We start from the raw sequence: 18,913 nt of genomic DNA, 5'->3' as shown, positions 1-18,913 counted from the left end.
CTCTCTTACGCCTCGCTCGCAGATGTGCCGGCGAAGATCCCGGCCGGATCGAACTTTTCCTTGATCCGCGCGCTCAGGAGTTCGATCGCTTCCGCTTGCGGCTGCAATACGGCGGTCGCTGCCAGAACCGCCGCCGAGACGCGCATCAGTGTGGCATGCCCGCCTCCGAGCGCCTTGATGTAGCGGCGCACCAGTTCGGCTTCCGGATCGGCCTCCATGCGCAGCCAAACGAGACCACCCTGCCAGTCGAAATAGGCATCGACACCGGTTTCGAGGCGTAGCGCTGCTACAAGCTGGTGGCCCGCAGTCGGTGCGACCGATACGCGCCAGAGCGGGCGTGCCGTACCATCGGCATAGGGGTGGACGTCGCGGATTTCACGCCAGAGCACTCCTGTATCTTCGGCGTTAAGGGACGAAATCCCGCCAAACGACGCCAAAGCCTTCAGCTTTTCGGCGCGCACCGCAACAGAGGCGGCAAGGCCCTCGATCCGCAAGACGGTCGCAGGCCCTTCCGGCAGCCGCCCGCCGATAAACCGTCCGCAGACGCTCTCGGGCAAATGCGCCGCACCGGAGACTTCCACCGACATCGACATCGCCGTTGCCATCGCGGCGGCCGCTTCCGCATCGTTCAGGCCGGAAACGACGATGGTGGCGGCCGTTTCGGGAACAGGCAGCAGCCGACAAGTCACCTCGGTGAGGAAAGCGAGCGCGCCGCGGGAGCCGGCGAGCAGCTTCGTCAGGTCCAGGCCGGTGACATTCTTCATCACACGGCCACCCGCCTTGACGATTTCGCCCGTGCCATTGACGAAGCGAACGCCGAGCAGGCTGTCGCGCGCGGCCCCGGCAACGAAGCGTCGGGGGCCGGACGCATTGGTTGCGAAGACGCCGCCGATCGTCGGGATTCCGCTCGTGCCGAGTGCCGGGCGCAGATCGAGCGGCTCGAAGGAAAGCATCTGCCGTCTTTCGGCGAGGACCGCCGCGATCTCGTCCAACGGAGTGCCGGCCTTGGCGGTCATGGTCATCTCGGCCGGATTGTAGGAAACGATGCCGGAAAGACCGGTCGACGACAGCACGTCCCGGCTGGCCTGGCCGCTGGAAAGCATGCGGGTTCCGCCGCCGCGGATTTCGAGCGGGGAGGAAGCAGCCACAGCAGCACGGATGATCCGGGAGGCGGCCTCCTCGGACAAGGGTTCATGGAACATGGTCATGCGGCGGTGCGCCCCTCCAGCGGGAAGACTTTCGAGGGATTGAGAATCCATTGCGGATCGAAGGCCGCGCGCACGGCCATCTGTTGGGCAAGATCGGCCTCGGTATACTGGTGACGCATCAGGTCGCGCTTTTCGATGCCGACCCCGTGCTCGCCGGTAAGGCAGCCACCGGCGTCGACGCAAAGCTTGAGGATCTCGTTGCCTGCTTCTTCGGCCCGCGCCGCATCCTCGGGATCGTTGGCGTTGAAAAGGATCAGTGGATGCATGTTACCGTCACCGGCGTGGAAGACGTTGGCGACGCGCAAGCCGTGGCGCGCAACGATCTCGGCGGTGCCGCGCAGCACGTTCGAAAGCTGGCTGAGCGGGACGGTCCCGTCCATGCAGATATAGTCGGCGATGCGGCCCGTCGCGCCGAATGCGGATTTGCGGCCCTTCCAGATCAGCGCGGCCTGGGTGGCCGACTGGCTTTCCTTGACGACCTTGACGCCGTGGCGCCCAGCGATCTCGATGATGCTCTGAAGCATGCCATCCATCTCGGCCTCGGAACCCTCGACCTCGACGATCAATAATGCCTCGACGTCCATCGGGTATCCGGCCTGGGCGAAGGCCTCGCAGATCTCGATCGCTGGCTTGTCCATGAATTCGATCGCGACCGGGATGATGCCCGCGCCGATGACATCGGCAACGCAGGCGCCGGCCTCCTCGGAGCTGTCAAAGCCGAACAGGACCGGTCGGGCGCCTTCCGGCTTGGCGATCAGCCGCACCGTCGCCTCGGTGACGACGCCAAGCTGGCCTTCGGAGCCGCAGACGAGGCCGAGCAGGTCGAGGCCCGGCGCGTCCAGCGCCTTGCCGCCGAGTTCGATCACGGTACCGTCGACCAGCACCATCTTCACGCCAAGCAGGTTGTTGGTCGTCACGCCGTATTTCAGGCAGTGGGCACCGCCGGAATTCATGCCGATATTGCCGCCGATCGTACAGGCGAGCTGCGAACTCGGATCGGGCGCATAGAAGTAGCCGTCGCCCGAAACGGCGTCGGAAATGGAGAGATTAGTGACGCCAGCCTGGACGGTCGCCGTCCGATTCGCGTAGTCCACCTCAAGCATGCGTGACATCTTGGAAAGACCGAGAACGACGGCATCTTCCTGCGGGATTGCCCCGCCGGAAAGCGAGGTGCCGGCCCCACGCGGCACGACCGGGATGCCGTAGCGATGGCAGTACTTCAGCACGGCAGCCACCTGCGCTGTCGTCTCCGGCAGCGCCACGGCCAGCGGCACGCGGCGATAGGAGACGAAGGCATCTGTCTCGAACGGCACGAGCTCGCGCGGCTCATGCACGAGGCAGCCCTCCGGCAGCAGGTCCATCAGGTCGCCGACGATCTCGCGCCGTCGCGACAGCACGGCGGGTTTCGGCGGCAGAAAGCCGATCTGCTCCATCCCAAAGCTCTCCCCGCTACATCCGATTGGTATTTTTTCTTTACCACTTTGCCCGAAGGCAGGCAAATGTTAAGCACTTTTTCCTCTAAGGCGAAAATGGATCCCGTTTATGACGAATCTGGGTGATCTGGAAATATTCTCCCGCGTGGTCATAACCGGAAGCATGTCTGCCGCCGGCCGGGCACTCGGGCTCTCGCCCGCCGTCATTTCCAAGCGCATCAAGCGGCTGGAGGAGCGGCTCGGCACACGACTCCTGCAACGCACGACCCGGCAGATCTCGCCGACGGAAGCCGGACAAGGCTTCCATGAACGCATTCTCGGCATTCTCGCGGGCATCGAGGAGGCGGAAGCCTTCGTTTCCGGCCGCGCCGGCGCAATGCGCGGGATCTTGCGGATCTCCGCCCCGACCTCCTTCGGGCGGATGCATATCGCGCCGCATCTGGTGCCCTTCATGGAGGCCAATCCGGAACTGACCGTCAATCTCGTCCTGACGGACGACTTTTCCGACATCGTCGGTGAAGCCTTCGATCTGGCGATCCGCATCGGCGAACTGGAGGATTCTTCGCTCGTGGCACGTCGACTGGCACCGGTGCGGCGTGTGCTCGCTGCCTCGCCTGCCTACCTGGAACGCCGCGGCACTCCTCTTGCGATTACCGACCTGGCACAACACACCTGCCTGCCTCCCCACAGCCAGGACATCTGGCGGCTGGACGGCCCAGGTGGCCCGGTCACCTACCGGCCGCAGAGTACCCTGATTACGAATTCGAGCGAAGTCGTGCGCGAAGCGGTGATCGCCGGCATGGGCATCGCACTGCGCTCGACCTGGGACATCGGTCAGGAGCTGCGAGACGGGCGGCTGATGCAGGTGCTGCCGCAGTATGAAGGCTCGCGCAACGTCGTCCTCTCGGCGATCTACGCGAGCCGCCAGTTCCTTCCGGCCAAGGTACGCGTCTTCATCGACTATCTGGCCGACCTCTATGGCCCAACGCCCTACTGGGAGCATGGGCAGGCGCCCAAAGCGCATCGCGATCTTTCAGATTCGCTCACTGCGCTTTAGGCATTGGTGTTGCGTATGACTTACCCCGAAACCGGTCCTTACTTTCGGGAGACATGCTTTGTTGAGCCTCAGTGCGCATCCTCCTCGGCGTGCTTGCGCCGGATAGCCCGCACCATCAGCCACATGCCGACAACGACGACCGGGACAGAGAGACCGGTCAGCGTCTCCGGTTTGACAGGCAGGCCGAGGCCGTGCGCCGCCTTGGCAAGATAGCCGAAGAGGCCGACGACATAGTAGGAGATCGCAGCGACCGACAGCCCTTCGACTGTCTGCTGCAGGCGGAGCTGCAGCTTGGCGCGCCGGTCCATCGAGTTGAGCAGACCCGTGTTCAACTGCTCTAGTTCAACGTCGATCCAACTGCGCAGCAGTGCCGTGGCACGCGCCAGCTTGCGCGACAGGTTGGCCTGCCGCTCCTCAACTGACTGGCATGTGCGCATAGCCGGCGCGAGCCGCCGTTCGAGGAAAAAGCCGAGCGTCTCGTAGCCAGGAATGGCCGTCTCGGCCAGCGTGCGGATGCGCTCCTGCACAATGCCGTAATAGGCACGGCTGGCACCGAAGCGATAGAGACTGAGCGCGGCGTTCGCCTCGAGTTCGGCGGCAAGGCGGGTGATCTCGGAGAGCATGGAATCGGCCTCGTGACGCGCATGCTGCTTCATGCGTTGCGTCACGGCCGTCAGCCCATCCTCGATGCGACGGATCTCCGGCGACAGCGACTGGGCGAGCGGCAGGCCCACCATCGCCAGCGTCCGGTAGGTCTCGATGTCGAGCAGGCGCTGGACCAGTGCGCCACGCCCGGCTTCGGTCATCCCCCGGTCGATCACGAGGATCTGCGTCAGCCCGTCGCCGTTCTGGCGAAAGTCGGTGAGGATCACGGCCTGTCCGTCCTTGACCTCGCTGTAGCAAAGGCTGGTCGGGTCAAATGTGCCGATTGCCTCTCTCGTCTGCGGCGTGTCCGGGCGGATTTCGAGGCGGATACCGGAGATCAGCGTGCCCGGTGGCGAAAAGCTGTCGCCGAACGGATGAACCGGGACCACGTCGCCGAATTTTTCCGGCACCGGACAGTCCCAGAAATAGGTCGAAAACTCGGTGTGACGCTCCCAGCGCAGCGTCCCCTGCCCCCAGCTCATCGCATGATGGCTGGCATCGCGCGCCGGCGGCGAGATACCGCGCGAACGGGAAAGGTCGGAAAGAACAGCGTGGTCTACGCCTGTGCCGCCCTCGGTGAGAAAAGCCAATTGAAAGATGACGCGTGGCGACGGAACCAGCGCGTAAGGCCTGGCGTGTATCTCCCCAAGTGCCTGCGCGCGCGCCGCAGCGGCCGGGAAAGCAAAGCTTCCATTGGTCATGCCTGCATCGTCCCCCTCGTGATGCATTCCCCAAGGCTTGTTTAGCAAATGACAATTGCGCAGGGAAAAGGGCGCATTGACGCAGGGAGCCGAATATCGAGGCGCTTCCTCACTCACGGCAGTTCATCGGCTAGCGTGGACAAGTTTATTGACCAGTTGTGGCAGACTGTTATCCTCCGGGCATGGAAAGCCTGTACGCCGAAACGCCCTTCGACCTCTTCACCCACGTCAGCCACAATCGTACGGCAGATGAGGTCGTCCGCCAGATCGAGCTTTTGTTGCTGGAAGGGATCTTGCGCGACGGCGAACGGCTGCCGGGAGAACGCGAGCTTTCGAAGCGGCTGGACGTTTCACGACCGATCCTGCGCGAGGCATTGAAGGTGCTGGAAGTCCGCGGACTGCTCGTCAGTCATCACGGCGGAGGCACCTATGTGGCGGATATCATCGGCCAGGTGTTTTCCAAGCCTGTGGTCGAGCTGATCGCCCGCCACCAGCGCGCGACCATTGACTATCTCGAGTACCGCCGAGCGCTGGAAGGCATCACCGCGGAATTTGCCGCGCAACGAGCGACTGCGTATGACAAGCAGGCGCTAAAGCGCATTGTCGAAGACATGCGACGGGCCCATGCCAGCGGCCGCTTCGAGGACGAACTTGCCGCCGACGTCGCCCTGCACAACGCGATCGGCGAGGCGGCCCACAACATCATCCTCCTCCATACGCTGCGGGCCTGCTACCGGCTGCTGGAACAGGGGATCTTCTTCCACAGACACCTCGTCTTCGCTTCAGATCATGCCCGTGGCCAGTTGCTCGCCCAGCATGAGGCGATCAGCGATGCCATCATCCGCGCCGAGCCTGCCATTGCGAAGGCGGCTGCGCAGGCCCACATAGACTACATCGCCGACGCGATCCGCGAGGCGGAACGCACGGGCGAATGGCAGCGAATTTCGCAATTGCGGATGCAGCAGCGCTCGGCTTCCGGCAAGAGCGACTAGCCCCAGAAAGCGATCCTCCGCCGCTTTTCGCCCGCTTTTCACCGCTATCGCCATGATCCGGGATGGCGTGGCCGTTTACAGGGGCGCAAATGCGCTCATACTCAACGAACACGTGTTCAATGCGAATCAGCCGGAAGAGCGGCTGGAAGGGATGATGAAGAGATTGAATATCCTGAATCGAATTGCCAGCGACGTGCGACTGATGTTCCGGCGACCTGCCCGGATTCAGTATGCTGCGCTGTGCTTCCGTATCAGGAAGAAGCGGGGCCAGATCGAGGTTCTGCTCATCACCAGCCGCGACACCGGACGCTGGGTTATTCCAAAAGGCTGGCCGATGGAGGGCCGGCAATCCTTTGCCGTCGCCGAGCGCGAGGCCTATGAAGAAGCTGGTGTCAAAGGCAGGCCCCACAAGGAGCCGATCGGCTACTACATGTACCAGAAGGGGCTTTCCCAGGGCCTGAAGGTCCCGTGCAAGGTGCAGGTCTACGCCTTGGAAGTGGACGAGCTATGCAAGAATTTCCCTGAAAAGGGTCAGCGTCGCCTGGAGTGGGTCAGTTGCTCCGAGGCCGCTGCGCGCGTCGCCGAACCCGGATTGAAGACCCTGATCCTGGATTTCGAGCGCACCTGGACAGCGTCGCACCAGCCAGTCCCGGCAAAAAATGCGCACGCCTGAACATCCCGTCATATTGCTCTCGATGTGCTGAGGCAGTAGTGCCACGGTAACTCCTGGAGCATCTGGATGGACAATACCCCCACGCGGCTGGGAAAGCCGACTCTTGACAAGGATCTCGACAAGCTGACGCGCCTCGAGGAGGCGACGCATTTCATTTCAAGAGGCCTGCTCGCACCCGGCATCGGCTTGATCTTTCTTGCGCTCGCGATGATTGTCGCGGCAGCCTTCGTGATCGACCGGCCCGGCGCCGCGGTCATCATCGCCGCCGCCGCGCTTGCCGCCTACATGGCCATGAACATCGGCGCGAATGACGTCGCCAACAACGTCAGCCCGGCGGTCGGGTCGCGCGCCCTGACGATGACGGCCGCCCTTGTCATTGCGGCGGTGTTCGAGACGCTCGGCGCCCTGCTCGCCGGCGGCGACGTGGTTTCGACCGTTTCGGAGGGGATCGTCGGTCCGGCCTCGATGCCGCCGGATACGCTGATCCTGGCGATGCTCGCCGCGCTGCTGTCGGCAGCGGTGTGGATCAATGTCGCCACCTGGCTGGGCGCGCCGATTTCGACGACACACGCGATCGTCGGCGCCGTGATGGGCGCGGGAATCGCTGCTGCCGGTGCTGCTTCAGTCGACTGGAAGCTCATGTCGGGCATTGCGACGAGTTGGGTCGCTTCGCCCTTGCTCGGCGGTGTGATTGCGGCCCTTCTCCTCTTTTTCATCAAGGAAACAATCATCTATCGCGACGACAAGATCGCCGCGGCACGCCGCTGGGTGCCGGGGCTGGTCGGGCTGATGAGTGGCAGCTTTGTAGCCTATCTTTCGATCAGCCCGCTGGACCATCTCCTCGACTTAAGCCTCGGCGCCAGCCTTTTGCTCGGACTTGCGGCAGGTATGGCGACCTATGCGGCGAGCGTCCCGTTCATTGCGCGCCAGTCGATTGGCCTTGACAATCGCAACCAGTCGCTGCGCAAGCTTTTTCGGGTTCCGCTGATCATTTCGGCAGCCCTCCTCTCCTTTGCCCACGGCGCCAATGACGTGGCGAATGCGATCGGCCCACTTGCGGCGATCGTCCATGCCGCCCAAACGGCGCAGAGCGGCTTCGATCACACTCTTCCGCTGTGGGTGATGCTGATCGGCGCGCTCGGCATTTCTTTGGGACTGCTGCTGTTCGGCCCGAAGCTCATCGAGCTCGTCGGCAAGGACATCACCAAGCTCAACCCGATGCGTGCCTATTGCGTGGCGCTTTCCGCCGCCGTGACGGTACTTGTCGCCTCTGCCTTCGGCATGCCCGTGAGTTCGACGCACATTGCAGTCGGCTCAGTCTTCGGTGTCGGCTTCTTCCGCGAATGGTACACGCGCAACTCCAGACGCCGGCTCGACTACATCCGCAAGCGCGGCGGCATCATCGATGTTGAGGAACTCGAGGATCGCAACCCCGATGAAATACGCCGGCGGCGCTTGGTGCGACGCTCGCATTTCATGACCATCGTCGCGGCCTGGATCATCACAGTACCGCTCACCGCGATGGCAGCCGCCATCCTCTTCACGCTTCTCAATGGCTTGTTTGGCTAACCGGAACGACAATGCGCGCCAACTATCGCATGCAACGACTCTTCGTCGAAGCTGATCTCTCCAGAGGCCGCGCCTTTGAAGCCTCGAAGGACCAGTTCCACTACCTGGCCAACGTGTTGCGCGCGGAAGAAGGCTCAGACGTACTTGTTTTCAATGGCCGTGACGGGGAATGGCGGGCGCAGCTCTCCTATCCGACCCGCAAGCGGCTGCTGCTGACCGCGACAGAACAGACGCGGCCGCAACCCGCACCGAGCGACCTTCACTATCTTTTCGCGCCCTTGAAGGTTGGCCGCCTCGACTATCTTGTGCAGAAGGCGGTGGAGATGGGCGCCGGCCTGCTACAACCGGTCATGACGCAACACGTTCAGGGGAAGATCACCAGCCTGGAGCGGATCGAGGCGAACGTGATCGAGGCTGCCGAGCAATGCGGCATTCTCGCTATTCCGCAGGTCACAGCCCCCCGGCGGCTGGAGGATCTTCTCCCGGACTGGCCGAGCGACCGCCGCATCATCTATTGCGACGAGGGGCATGACAGCCAGAATCCCCTGCCTACTCTCAACGCAATCAGAGAAAGCAAGCTCGCGCTTCTGGTTGGTCCGGAAGGCGGTTTCTCCGACGGCGAGCGGTCACTTTTGCGCGCCCTGCCCTTTGTCACGCCCATCCCGCTCGGCCCCCGCATTCTCAGGGCGGACACCGCCGCGGTCGCCGCCCTTGCGGTTATCCAGGCCGCGATCGGCGACTGGAAATAGACCATTTCTGACGGCTGCGGCATCGCCTGGCCCAAGGACGACCATTCCGTTTTTTTGATGGCATCTTGAAAGAAATTCGCTTGCACCGCACATAATTACGGTCCAAGCACCTTCACCTGCCTGGCCCTTCCGGCCGGTCCCACCTGACAAGAAGACGCCCATGGCCCGTGACACCACCGACCAGACGCCGGTTCGCTCGACAGCGGAAATGACCGAATACCTTGCCGCCGGCTGCAAGCCGAAGGAAGCGTTCCGCATCGGAACAGAGCACGAGAAATTCGCGTTCTTCACCGCCGACAATGGCCCCGTTCCCTATTTCGGTGAACGCAGTATCGCAGCGCTCCTGACCGGCATGCAGGCCAAGACCGCCTGGGAGCCGATCATGGACGGCGACAACATCATCGGACTTGCCGGTCCCGAGGGCGCCGGCGCGATCTCCCTGGAACCCGGTGGTCAGTTCGAGCTTTCGGGCGCACCTTTGGAGAACATCCACGAGACCTGCAAGGAATCGAACCAGCATCTTTCGACGCTGCGTGAAGTGGCCGAACCACTCGGCATCCGCTTCCTCGGGATGGGCGGCAGCCCGAAATGGTCGCTCGCCGATACACCGCGCATGCCGAAGTCGCGCTACGACATCATGACCCGCTACATGCCCAAGGTCGGCTCGCACGGTCTCGACATGATGTACCGCACCTGCACGATCCAGGTGAACCTCGACTTTTCCTCCGAAGCCGACATGCGCCGCAAGATGCAGGTGTCGCTGAAGCTCCAGTCACTCGCGACCGCCTTCTTCGCCTCCTCCCCCTTCACCGAGGGCAAGCCGAACGGGCTCCTTTCCTGGCGCGGCGACATCTGGCGCGACACGGACAACAATCGCGCCGGCATCATCCCCTTCGCCTTCGCCCCGGATTTCGGCTTCGAGCACTATGTCGAATGGGCACTCGACGTGCCGATGTACTTCGTCGTGCGCGACGGCAAGTATCACGACTGCACCCACATCACCTTCCGCCAGTTCATGGCAGGCGCGCTGAAGGGCGAGATCGCCGACTGGCAGCCCAACATGGGCGACTGGACCAACCATCTTTCGACGCTCTTCCCGGACGTGCGGCTCAAGCGCTTCCTGGAGATGCGAGGCGCCGACGGCGGCCCATGGCGCCGCATCTGCGCGCTGCCGGCCTTCTGGGTGGGGCTGCTCTATGACGATACGGCACTTTCTGCCGCCGAAGACCTGACGCGCGACTGGACGGTCGAGGAGGTCTCAGCGCTCCGCGATGCGGTTCCCGCGCAGGGGCTTAATGTAAAACACCGCGGCGTGGCACTTTGGGACATCGGTCGCGAGGTGCTCGCGATTGCACGTTCCGGCCTCGTTTCGCGCGCAAGGGTCAATGGCGATGGGGTGGATGAGTCGGTGTTCCTGTCACCGCTCGAGGAAGTCCTGGCCAAGAAGTCGGCGCTCGCCGAGGATATGCTGGCGCTCTACGACGGCCGCTGGAACAAGTCCGTCGAGCCGGTCTTCGCAGACTACCAGTACTGACGCACCGGTAGCGCCAAGAAAGCGGTTTTCGTCCCGGATATTCCCGTTATAGTGCAAGGACATGCTCGCGCATGAGTCATGGCTAATCACGCCGGCCGGATGCGCCAGCGGTTGCCCGCACGATGACGAAAGGACCGGTGATGATCCCGCTTTACGACTTGATGCTGAAGGCACAGAACGGCGGCGCGCTGGATGTGATGGCGAAGCAGTTCGGGCTGGCGCAGAAACAGGCAAACGACGCGATTACAGCCCTGATGCCGGCCTTCTCGGAAGCCTTGAAGCGCAGCGCCGCCAATCCGTATGATTTGGGCTCGTTTCTCAAGGCCCTCTATTCGGGCGAATACGCGAAATATTTCGACGACGTGACCAAGGCCTTCACGCCAAAGGGAATTGAGGAAGGCAACGACCTGCTCGGTCAGTTCTTCGGCTCGAAGGAGGTTTCGCGCGCCGTCGCAGCGCAGGCCGCGCAAATGACCGGCATCGGCCAAGAGATCTACAAGCAGATGCTGCCGGTGGTCGCCAACACCTTGATGGGCGGCTTGTTCAAGCAGTCGTTCGGTCCTTTCGCCGGCACTCAGCAGACCGGTACGGAGAACCCCTTTCTGGCGGCTACCCAGCAGTGGCTGGAGGCGACCGGCATGGCGAAGAAGCCCGAACCGCAGACCAATCCGTTCAACAACCCTTTCACCCAGGCCTTCTTCGGCACGGGCGCCGACAAGTCGGCGGCCGAGAACCCCTTCCTTGACAACCCGTTTGCCAAGTCCTTTTCCGACATGATGACAGCGATGGGCGGAAAGCCGGCCGATGCGCCCCCCAAGGACAAGGCCGAAACACCGGCGGATTCGCTGACGAAATTCGTCTCGACCATGTTCGACACCGGGCTCGAAATGCAGAAGGACTACCAGAAGAGCATCGAGGGCATTTTCGACGCGATGAGCAAGACGTCTGCAGCCGGGAAACCGAAATAGTCGCACCTCGGCGCTGCAAAAGAAAAAACCCGGCGGGACCTTGGAGGTCGCGCGCCGGGCAAGCGGCAGGGCTAATTGGCTCTCACCCTGCGGGGAAGCTGGGAGGCGCCCTTAATCGGGGCGACCGCTCCGCAAATGTCTGCGAGCACGCTCGCGCGCCGCCATCGTCAGGTGGATGTCGGGGTCGGCCCAGTAGTAGGAGGATGCCAGGGCACTCCTCACATCCTCGCGCCGCAGCCCGACATCGAGCAGCATGTGGTCGTCAAGTTCGTGAAGCCTGTTGACCGCCGACCGGTTTCGCCAAATGCGCATCATCCGGATCACATACATGCGAACTCGGGCAAGCACGGAAGGAACGGGCGAGCGATAGGTGGCAACGTCGAGGTAGTAGCGATCAATCATGCGCATGGCATTTCTCCTTTCCGGCAGGCGCTTCGCCACTCTCGGCGGGAAATTGCGCGCAGCCATATTCGTTTCGCCGGTCGTCAACGACAGGCGGTCAAAATGTTCAGTCGTTCAAATAGCTGGCCCATCCCACCGGAGGTCTACGCGGGATGGGGAATCAAAATGAAAAAGCCGCGGCCCGGCAATTCACTTTGTGGCTCTTTGTCGCAGATTGACATTGATCAGTCCAACGAATGTTTTTAATAGTATCAATCAAACACTCTTATGGAACATCGTCATGTCCGCTCCGCTAGACATCGATCAGTTGCAAACTTTCGTCGCGATCGCCGACACCGGCTCCTTCACCAAGGCGGCTGAGAGGGTCTTCAAGACCCAGTCGGCCGTTTCCATGCAGATGCGCCGGCTGGAAGAACGGATCGGCAAGCAGCTGTTCATGAAGGACGGACGCGGTAACCGGCTGACAGCGGAAGGCGACCGACTTTTGAATTTCGCCCGGCGCATGATCCGTCTCAACAACGAGGCGATCGCCGCCTTCGACGACAACAGGCTCGAAGGCACGCTCAGGATCGGTACGCCGGACGACTATGCCGACCGCTACATGCCCGAAATCATCATGCGGTTTGCCAAGACACATCCGAACGTCGAACTCTATATCGTCTGCGAACCTTCGGTGGATCTTGCCGAGAAGATGGGCAAAGGTGAGCTCGACATCGCACTCGTCACCCACAACCCCCGCCAGCGCCAGTCCGACGTCGTGCGGACGGAGCCGCTCTGCTGGGTCATGTCGGCTAACCACCCGCTACCGGAAAACGCGCCCGTGCCGCTCGCCGTGGGGCGGCGCGACTGTCAGTGGCGGCAAATTGCCTGTGCTGCACTCGACTCTGTCGGCCGTGACTACCAGGTGCTATTTACGAGCTGGTCCTCGACCGTCGTCGCAGCCGCCGTCATGGCTGGGATGGCCGTTTCGGTCCTGCCGGAATCGGCACTTCGGCCGGGCATGAAGGTTTTGACCCAGGCGGATGGTTTTCCGCCGCTCGCGCCGGTGCAGATCGGCATCATGAAGCGGCCCGGCCTGTCGCCGTCGCTGATGAACGCGATCACCAGCCACATCACCGCCTGCCTCGACAACATCTCGCCGCTCGCCGTCAACGACGACCTGCCGGAAGCCGAGGTCAAGCAGTTCCCGCGGTTGCCGCGTCTGCGGCCAGGGCACGTGCTGCCGGGCTGGTAAGCGGTTCCTGCTGCTCGCCGGAGAAGGCCGGGCCATGCGCCCGGCTTTTCTGTGTCGTCAAACGCGCCGTGGCAGAGCCGTTTACGCGAGGTTCTTCTTGAAGAATTCCACCGTGCGCATCCACGCCAGTTCCGCAGCCTTCTTATCGTAGCGCGCAGCGGAGGTATCGTTGTTGAAGGCGTGGTTTACCCCCTCGTAAACGAACAACTCGTGAGTCTTGCCGTTGTCCTCCAGCGCCTTCTTGTAGGCGTCGATCCCTGCGTTAATCCGCTCGTCCAGGCCGGCATAGTGTAGCATCATCGCCGCCTTGATGTTGGCGACGCTTTCGGCCGGCGGCTGGGATCCGTAATAGGCGACGGCGGCCTTCAGGTTCGGGTCGGCGACCGCCAGCTGATTGACAAGTCCGCCGCCCCAGCAGAAGCCCATGGCGCCGACCTTGCCGTTCACCCAGTCGAGTTCCGAAAGATAAGCGACAGTCGCGACCGCGTTCTCGACGGTCGCGGCGCGATCGAGCTTGCCGATCATCTCGCGCGCCTTGTCCTCGTCGTCAGGCGTGCCGCCATCCACCGACAGGAAGTCAGGCGCTAGCGCAACAAAGCCTTCGAGCGCCATACGGCGGGCGACGTCACGGATATGCGGATTGAGGCCGCGGTTTTCGTGGATGACGATAACCCCGCCAAGCTGGCCCTGCGCATCCTTCGGGCGGGCGATATAGCCCTTCATCTGGCCCTTCGGCGCGGCCCAAGTCACCTCTTCGGCGATCAGGCGGGCATCGCTTTCCGCAACCATCTGGGCACTGGCACTGTTGGCGGCGAGCAAAGGCGCGATGGCGGCGGCCCCGGCGGCAGATCCGGCAAGCATCGACAGCCGCTCCATGAAGCGGCGGCGGTCGAGCGACAGGTGGGTGTATTCGTCATAGGCGTCGATCATCGCCTGCGTGATCTTCGGCGTCTGTTCCATGATGACTTCTCCCGCGTTCCCTTCGCGCCCTTTGACGGGGCACGTCGCGCGGCAGAATACGCCAATGCCGGTTCGATGTCCGAGCAACACCTCCTCACGGTTGCGTGATCCCGCGCCGCGTAGCCGGCGCGGAAAGCGACATACGGAGCACTCAGCCGTTCAAATCGAGAACGATACGGCCGTCGATCTTGCCCGCTTCCATGCGCTTGAAGATGTCGTTTATGTTTTCGATCTTGTCCCAGGAGAAATGCGCGGCAACCTTGCCGTCCCCGGCGAATTCGAGCGATTCCTCCAGATCCTGCCGGGTACCGACGATGGAGCCGCGCACGGTGATGCGCTTCAGCACGGTGTCGAAAACGGGAAGCGAGATGAAGCCCGGCGGCAGCCCGACGAGCGACATCGTTCCCTTGGAGCGCAGGAAACCATAGGCCTGCTCCATCGCCTTGGGCGATACAGCCGTGACCAGCGCACCGTGGGCGCCGCCGATCTCCTTTTGGACCTTTTCGATCGCATCCGCCTTGCGCGCATCGACGACCATGTCGGCGCCGAGCTTTTCAGCGAGCGCCAGCTTGTCCTCGAAGATATCGGAGGCGACGACGTTCATGCCCATGGCCTTCGCATACTGCACGGCCATGTGGCCGAGCCCGCCGATACCGGAAACGACCACCCATTCGCCGGGCTTCACTTCGGTTTCCTTCAAGCCCTTGTAAACGGTGACGCCCGCACACAGGATCGGCGCGGCGGGGCCAAATTCGAGATTGTCAGGCAAGTGGCCGACGAAGGCAGGATCGGCGAGACCATACTGCGCGAAGGTACCGTTGACCGAGTAGCCGGTGTTTTGCTGTTCGGCGCAGAGCGTTTCCCAGCCGGTGTTGCAATAGCTGCAGGAGCGGCAGGCGGTATGAAGCCATGGCACGCCGACGCGATCGCCCTCCTTGATGCGCTTGACCTTGGACCCAACCTTGGCGACGAAGCCGACACCTTCGTGCCCCGGAATGAATGGCGGCTTTGGTTTGACAGGCCAATCGCCGTTCGCAGCATGCAGGTCGGTGTGGCAAACCCCGGTCGCTTCGTATTTGACGAGGATCTGGTCCGGGCCGGGTTCGGGAACATCCACCTCTTCGATCGTCAGCGGCTTGCCGAATTCTCGTACAATCGCAGCCTTCATCGTCTTTGCCATTGCCAGTCTCCTTGGGCTTGCGCATGTGCCCTCCGCAAAGCCTAGGGGGCAGACGCAAAAGGTTTCGGAATGCGATGGCGAGGCGAAACTCGGCCGCCTCGCCAAAAGCGGGCATCGGCAACACTATGGTCAAAGCCGGCGGATTGGAAGTTGATCCGCATCAATCGCTCGTGACATGGCTTAAGTGGTATTCGATCCCACCCTCGAACCATCCAGAAGAGAGCGGGCGACAGAAAAGGAAAGCGGCGGCACTTTATATCAGTGCCGCCGCCGGTTTGAATTTCAATCAGCTGTTGCGATCAGCCCACGGCACCCGGATAGTTAGGGCTCTCGCGGGTGATGGTGACGTCGTGGGCATGGCTTTCACGCAGGCCGGCGCCGGAGATGCGCACGAAGGTGGCCTTCTCCTGGAAGTCCTTGATGTCATGACCGCCGACATAGCCCATCGACGCCTTGAGACCACCGGCAAGCTGGTGCAGGACGCCGGCAACAGGGCCCTTGTACGGCACCTGGCCCTCGATGCCTTCCGGCACGAGCTTCAGCGTGTCGCGCACTTCCGCCTGGAAGTAGCGGTCGGCCGAACCGCGCGCCATAGCGCCCACCGAGCCCATGCCGCGATAGGCCTTGAAGGAACGGCCCTGGTAGAGGAACACCTCGCCCGGGCTTTCGTCCGTGCCGGCCAAGAGCGAGCCGACCATGCAGGCCGCGGCACCGGCGGCGATCGCCTTGGCAAGGTCGCCGGAGAACTTGATGCCGCCATCGGCGATAACAGGAATATCGGCTTCACGCGCCGCCTCGACGGCGGACATAATCGCGGCAAGCTGCGGCACACCGACGCCCGCGACGATGCGCGTCGTGCAGATCGAGCCGGGGCCGATACCGACCTTGACCGCGTCCGCGCCGGCATCGATCAGCGCCTTCGTGCCGCCAGCGGTTGCGACATTGCCGGCCATGATGCGCACGGCGTTGGAGAGCTTCTTGACCCGCGAAACGGCATCGAGCACGCGCTGCGAATGGCCGTGGGCGGTGTCGACGACCAGCAGGTCAACCCCGGCATCGATCAGGCGCTCGGCGCGCTCGAAACCGTCGTCTCCGACGGAAATCGCAGCAGCGGCGCGAAGGCGGCCCTGCGCGTCCTTGGAGGCGTTCGGGTTGAGCTGCGACTTCTCCATGTCCTTGACCGTGATCAGGCCGACGCAGCGGCCATCGGTATCGACCACCAGCAGCTTCTCGATGCGGTGCTTGTGCAGGAGCCGCTTGGCCTCCTGCTGTTCGACGTTCTCCTTCACCGTGACGAGGTTCTCTCGCGTCATCAGCTCGTAGATCTTCTGCTTCGGATCGGAGGCGAAGCGGACGTCGCGGTTCGTCAGGATGCCGACGAGGCGGCCGGCGACACCCTTGGCGCTGTTTTCGACCACCGGAATGCCGGAAATGCCGTGGGCCTTCATCAGCGCCAGCGCATCGGCAAGCGTGGCGTCAGGGCCGATCGTCACGGGATTGACGACCATGCCGCTTTCGAACTTCTTGACCTGACGCACCTCTTCGGCCTGTTCGGCAGGCGTCAGGTTGCGGTGGATCACGCCAAGACCGCCGGCCTGGGCCATGGCGATCGCCAGCCGCGCCTCGGTCACGGTGTCCATCGCCGAGGACAGGATAGGCAGGTTCAGGTCGAAGTCCCGGGCAATGCGGGTCGCGATATTCGTCTGCCCCGGCATGACTTCGGAATGGCCGGGCTGCAGAAGCACGTCGTCGAAGGTGAGTGCTTCCAGTCCGGTTGCGGTTTCTATGATGCGCGCCATGGCCAATTCCTTTCGGTGTAAAAGGCTGCGGTCCAAGGGAACCTTTGGGAGCGGTTCACCTGGTTGCTTGCAAGAAAAGTCTTGGAAGTTGGCGAGGGCTCGTAACACGTTCACGACAGAATGAAAATAGCAAACACCAGAGAATCGGCCCCCTTGCTCGTCGTCCAGCGATTTGGAGCACCTTTGCCGCTACCGACGAACCCGGAAGTGCAATCGCAGCAACCACGGGCGAGACATTGCCGTCAAGCACGTCCCGCAGCCCCAACGATGTGGTTTGACAGTTGACCGAAGCAGGCGCAAAAGGCGGTGGACTATCCGTGCGGCGGGCCCTTCGGAACCATCCCCGCCGAGCCGGCACCTCCTCGAAGAATTGATCCGGGATTGCTCCGGGGCGCATCATCACATGAACCGCATCGTTCCCCTGATTCTTGCCGTCGCCCTCTTCATGGAGCAGATGGATTCTACCGTGATCGCCACCTCGCTTCCGGCGATCGCCCATGATCTCGGCGTCGGACCGATCACGCTGAAGCTGGCGCTGACGGCCTACATGGTGTCGCTCGCGATCTTCATTCCCCTCTCAGGCTGGATGGCGGACCGCTTCGGGGCCAAGCGCATCTTCCGGCTGGCGATCCTCGTCTTCATCTTCGGGTCCATTCTCTGCGCGGTGTCGAACAGCCTCGTTGCCTTTGTCGTCTCCCGCTTCATCCAGGGGATGGGCGGGGCGATGATGACGCCGGTGGCCCGCCTCGTGCTCGTGCGCAGCACCTCGCGCAGCGAACTTGTTTCCGCCATGGCGATGCTGACGATCCCTGCCCTCGTCGGTCCGCTCGCCGGCCCGCCGCTCGGCGGCTTCATCACCACCTATTTCGCCTGGCACTGGATCTTTCTCATCAATGTGCCTGTCGGGATTGTCGGATACGTGCTGTCGGGCATCTATCTTCCCGAGATCCACGCGAGCCCGCCCGCACCACTGGATGTCAGAGGCTTCCTGCTTTGTGCTGTCGCCGCCGGCGGCACGATGTTCGGTCTTTCCGTCATCAGCCTTCCTGCGCTACCGCCGGAAATCGGCCTCGCCGCCACAGTTCTTGGGCTCCTTTCCGGCTGGCTCTATGTGCGCCACGCCAAGAACCATCCAGCGCCGCTGTTGGATCTACGTCTCTTCCGCGACCGCGCGTTTCGAGCAGCCGCGGTCGGCGGCACGCTGTTCCGGATCTCGGTCGGCGCGGTCCCCTTCCTGATGCCCTTGATGCTGCAGGTGGGCTTCGGCTTTTCACCGTTCCAGTCCGGTCTGATCACCTTCACCGGCGCAATCGGCGCCATCACCACCAAGTTCCTGGCCAAGCGCGTGCTGACCTTTGCCGGCTTCCGGACCACGCTGATCGCCGCCTGTGTCGCCGGGGCCGCCCTCACCTCCGCCAGCAGCCTTTTCACGCCGGAAACCTCCGTTGTGCTGATGTCGTTCGTGCTGCTGCTCGCCGGGTTTGCGCGTTCCTTCTTCTTCACCAGCGTGAACGCGCTGACATTTGCCGATATCTCAGACCGGGATGTCAGCAAGGCAACTTCGATGAGCGCGGTGCTGCAGCAGATGAGCCTGGCGCTGGGCGTTGCGATTGCCGGCATGATCCTGGAAGTCGAGACCATGCTGACCGGCACGCAGCTTGAACTGCGTGATTTTCACATCGCCTTCATGATCATTTCCGCATTGACACTGATCGCGGTGATCCCGTTCATTACCATGGCCAAGAATGCCGGAGCCTCGGTCTCCGGCCACCGGCTGAAGGAAGAGACGGCTGCCGTCAAATAGGCGGT

At 62.7% G+C, this 18,913-nt stretch carries 16 protein-coding genes; 9 read left to right on the top strand and 7 right to left on the bottom strand.

The genetic code is table 11. The features are described from left to right. Positions 1-5: 5 nt before the first annotated feature. Entirely contained in the window at positions 6-1,208 is a 1,203-nt protein-coding gene (locus IB238_RS00810; RefSeq protein ID WP_192242478.1) for an FAD-binding protein, read from the bottom strand. After that, entirely contained in the window at positions 1,205-2,641 is a 1,437-nt protein-coding gene (locus tag IB238_RS00805) for an FAD-linked oxidase C-terminal domain-containing protein (RefSeq protein ID WP_192242476.1), read from the bottom strand. Before IB238_RS00805 ends, IB238_RS00810 begins: the two co-directional genes overlap by 4 nt. A 109-nt stretch (positions 2,642-2,750) precedes the next feature. On the opposite strand from IB238_RS00805, the gene IB238_RS00800 reads away from it, so the two are divergent. After that, entirely contained in the window at positions 2,751-3,698 is a 948-nt protein-coding gene (locus tag IB238_RS00800) for a LysR family transcriptional regulator (protein ID WP_192242474.1), read from the top strand. Between the two features lie 68 nt (positions 3,699-3,766). On the opposite strand, the gene IB238_RS00795 is transcribed toward IB238_RS00800, so the two are convergent. After that, on the bottom strand, positions 3,767-5,044 hold the full coding sequence (locus IB238_RS00795; protein ID WP_192242472.1) for a DUF3422 family protein: 1,278 nt from the start codon (positions 5,042-5,044) through the stop codon (positions 3,767-3,769). A 182-nt stretch (positions 5,045-5,226) separates the two neighbouring features. Between IB238_RS00795 and IB238_RS00790 the strand changes: the two genes are divergently transcribed. From IB238_RS00790 to IB238_RS00765, 6 genes are all read left to right on the top strand, one after another. Further along, positions 5,227-6,036, top strand: coding sequence for an FCD domain-containing protein (locus IB238_RS00790; protein ID WP_192242469.1), 810 nt, complete (start codon positions 5,227-5,229; stop codon positions 6,034-6,036). 163 nt (positions 6,037-6,199) lie between these two features. Continuing rightward, entirely contained in the window at positions 6,200-6,709 is a 510-nt protein-coding gene (locus IB238_RS00785) for an NUDIX hydrolase (RefSeq protein ID WP_192247247.1), read from the top strand. A 66-nt stretch (positions 6,710-6,775) separates the two neighbouring features. Beyond that, the gene (locus tag IB238_RS00780) at positions 6,776-8,278 is read left to right on the top strand and encodes an inorganic phosphate transporter (RefSeq protein WP_192242467.1); all 1,503 of its coding nucleotides are present in this window, start codon (positions 6,776-6,778) and stop codon (positions 8,276-8,278) included. A gap of 11 nt (positions 8,279-8,289) precedes the next feature. Next, positions 8,290-9,027 (top strand): 16S rRNA (uracil(1498)-N(3))-methyltransferase, encoded by a 738-nt coding sequence (locus IB238_RS00775; protein ID WP_192242465.1) that lies wholly within the window; start codon positions 8,290-8,292, stop codon positions 9,025-9,027. Positions 9,028-9,187: 160 nt separating this feature from the next. Further along, positions 9,188-10,561, top strand: a complete 1,374-nt coding sequence (locus IB238_RS00770; protein ID WP_192242463.1) for a glutamate--cysteine ligase — start codon at positions 9,188-9,190, stop codon at positions 10,559-10,561. A gap of 140 nt (positions 10,562-10,701) precedes the next feature. Further along, entirely contained in the window at positions 10,702-11,529 is an 828-nt protein-coding gene (locus IB238_RS00765) for a DUF937 domain-containing protein (protein ID WP_192247245.1), read from the top strand. 111 nt (positions 11,530-11,640) lie between these two features. On the opposite strand, the gene IB238_RS00760 is transcribed toward IB238_RS00765, so the two are convergent. Continuing rightward, entirely contained in the window at positions 11,641-11,937 is a 297-nt protein-coding gene (locus IB238_RS00760) for a DUF1127 domain-containing protein (RefSeq protein WP_192242461.1), read from the bottom strand. A gap of 274 nt (positions 11,938-12,211) precedes the next feature. On the opposite strand from IB238_RS00760, the gene IB238_RS00755 reads away from it, so the two are divergent. Further along, entirely contained in the window at positions 12,212-13,165 is a 954-nt protein-coding gene (locus IB238_RS00755) for a LysR substrate-binding domain-containing protein (RefSeq protein WP_192242459.1), read from the top strand. Positions 13,166-13,246: 81 nt separating this feature from the next. Here IB238_RS00755 and IB238_RS00750 read toward each other — a convergent pair whose 3' ends face one another. The 3 genes from IB238_RS00750 to guaB form a co-directional block, all read right to left on the bottom strand. After that, positions 13,247-14,125, bottom strand: coding sequence for a dienelactone hydrolase family protein (locus IB238_RS00750; protein WP_192242456.1), 879 nt, complete (start codon positions 14,123-14,125; stop codon positions 13,247-13,249). A 151-nt stretch (positions 14,126-14,276) separates the two neighbouring features. Then, positions 14,277-15,305 (bottom strand): alcohol dehydrogenase AdhP, encoded by a 1,029-nt coding sequence (gene adhP, locus IB238_RS00745; protein ID WP_192242454.1) that lies wholly within the window; start codon positions 15,303-15,305, stop codon positions 14,277-14,279. A 299-nt stretch (positions 15,306-15,604) separates the two neighbouring features. After that, positions 15,605-17,104: an IMP dehydrogenase gene (gene guaB / locus IB238_RS00740; RefSeq protein WP_192242453.1), complete on the bottom strand. Its 1,500-nt coding sequence runs from the start codon at positions 17,102-17,104 to the stop codon at positions 15,605-15,607. A 403-nt stretch (positions 17,105-17,507) separates the two neighbouring features. On the opposite strand from guaB, the gene IB238_RS00735 reads away from it, so the two are divergent. Further along, on the top strand, positions 17,508-18,908 hold the full coding sequence (locus tag IB238_RS00735; RefSeq protein WP_192242452.1) for a DHA2 family efflux MFS transporter permease subunit: 1,401 nt from the start codon (positions 17,508-17,510) through the stop codon (positions 18,906-18,908). Positions 18,909-18,913: the final 5 nt, after the last annotated feature.

The organism is Rhizobium sp. ARZ01 (assembly GCF_014851675.1).
In the GTDB taxonomy this organism is placed as follows: domain Bacteria; phylum Pseudomonadota; class Alphaproteobacteria; order Rhizobiales; family Rhizobiaceae; genus Mycoplana.
Note: the sequence above shows the minus strand (reverse complement) of the source record. Positions and strands in the feature narration are given on the sequence as shown.

Bases quoted from the DNA above. Each gene is read 5' to 3' on its own strand.
- IB238_RS00765 (WP_192247245.1), top strand. From the start codon at position 10,702: ATGATCCCGCTTTACGACTTGATGCTGAAGGCACAGAACGGCGGCGCG.
- IB238_RS00780 (WP_192242467.1), top strand. From the start codon at position 6,776: ATGGACAATACCCCCACGCGGCTGGGAAAGCCGACTCTTGACAAGGAT.
- IB238_RS00790 (WP_192242469.1), top strand. From the start codon at position 5,227: ATGGAAAGCCTGTACGCCGAAACGCCCTTCGACCTCTTCACCCACGTC.
- IB238_RS00800 (WP_192242474.1), top strand. From the start codon at position 2,751: ATGACGAATCTGGGTGATCTGGAAATATTCTCCCGCGTGGTCATAACC.
- IB238_RS00760 (WP_192242461.1), bottom strand. From the start codon at position 11,937: ATGCGCATGATTGATCGCTACTACCTCGACGTTGCCACCTATCGCTCG.
- IB238_RS00775 (WP_192242465.1), top strand. From the start codon at position 8,290: ATGCGCGCCAACTATCGCATGCAACGACTCTTCGTCGAAGCTGATCTC.
- IB238_RS00810 (WP_192242478.1), bottom strand. From the start codon at position 1,208: ATGACCATGTTCCATGAACCCTTGTCCGAGGAGGCCGCCTCCCGGATC.
- IB238_RS00770 (WP_192242463.1), top strand. From the start codon at position 9,188: ATGGCCCGTGACACCACCGACCAGACGCCGGTTCGCTCGACAGCGGAA.
- IB238_RS00795 (WP_192242472.1), bottom strand. From the start codon at position 5,044: ATGACCAATGGAAGCTTTGCTTTCCCGGCCGCTGCGGCGCGCGCGCAG.
- adhP (WP_192242454.1), bottom strand. From the start codon at position 15,305: ATGGCAAAGACGATGAAGGCTGCGATTGTACGAGAATTCGGCAAGCCG.
- IB238_RS00755 (WP_192242459.1), top strand. From the start codon at position 12,212: ATGTCCGCTCCGCTAGACATCGATCAGTTGCAAACTTTCGTCGCGATC.
- guaB (WP_192242453.1), bottom strand. From the start codon at position 17,104: ATGGCGCGCATCATAGAAACCGCAACCGGACTGGAAGCACTCACCTTC.
- IB238_RS00735 (WP_192242452.1), top strand. From the start codon at position 17,508: ATGAACCGCATCGTTCCCCTGATTCTTGCCGTCGCCCTCTTCATGGAG.
- IB238_RS00750 (WP_192242456.1), bottom strand. From the start codon at position 14,125: ATGGAACAGACGCCGAAGATCACGCAGGCGATGATCGACGCCTATGAC.
- IB238_RS00805 (WP_192242476.1), bottom strand. From the start codon at position 2,641: ATGGAGCAGATCGGCTTTCTGCCGCCGAAACCCGCCGTGCTGTCGCGA.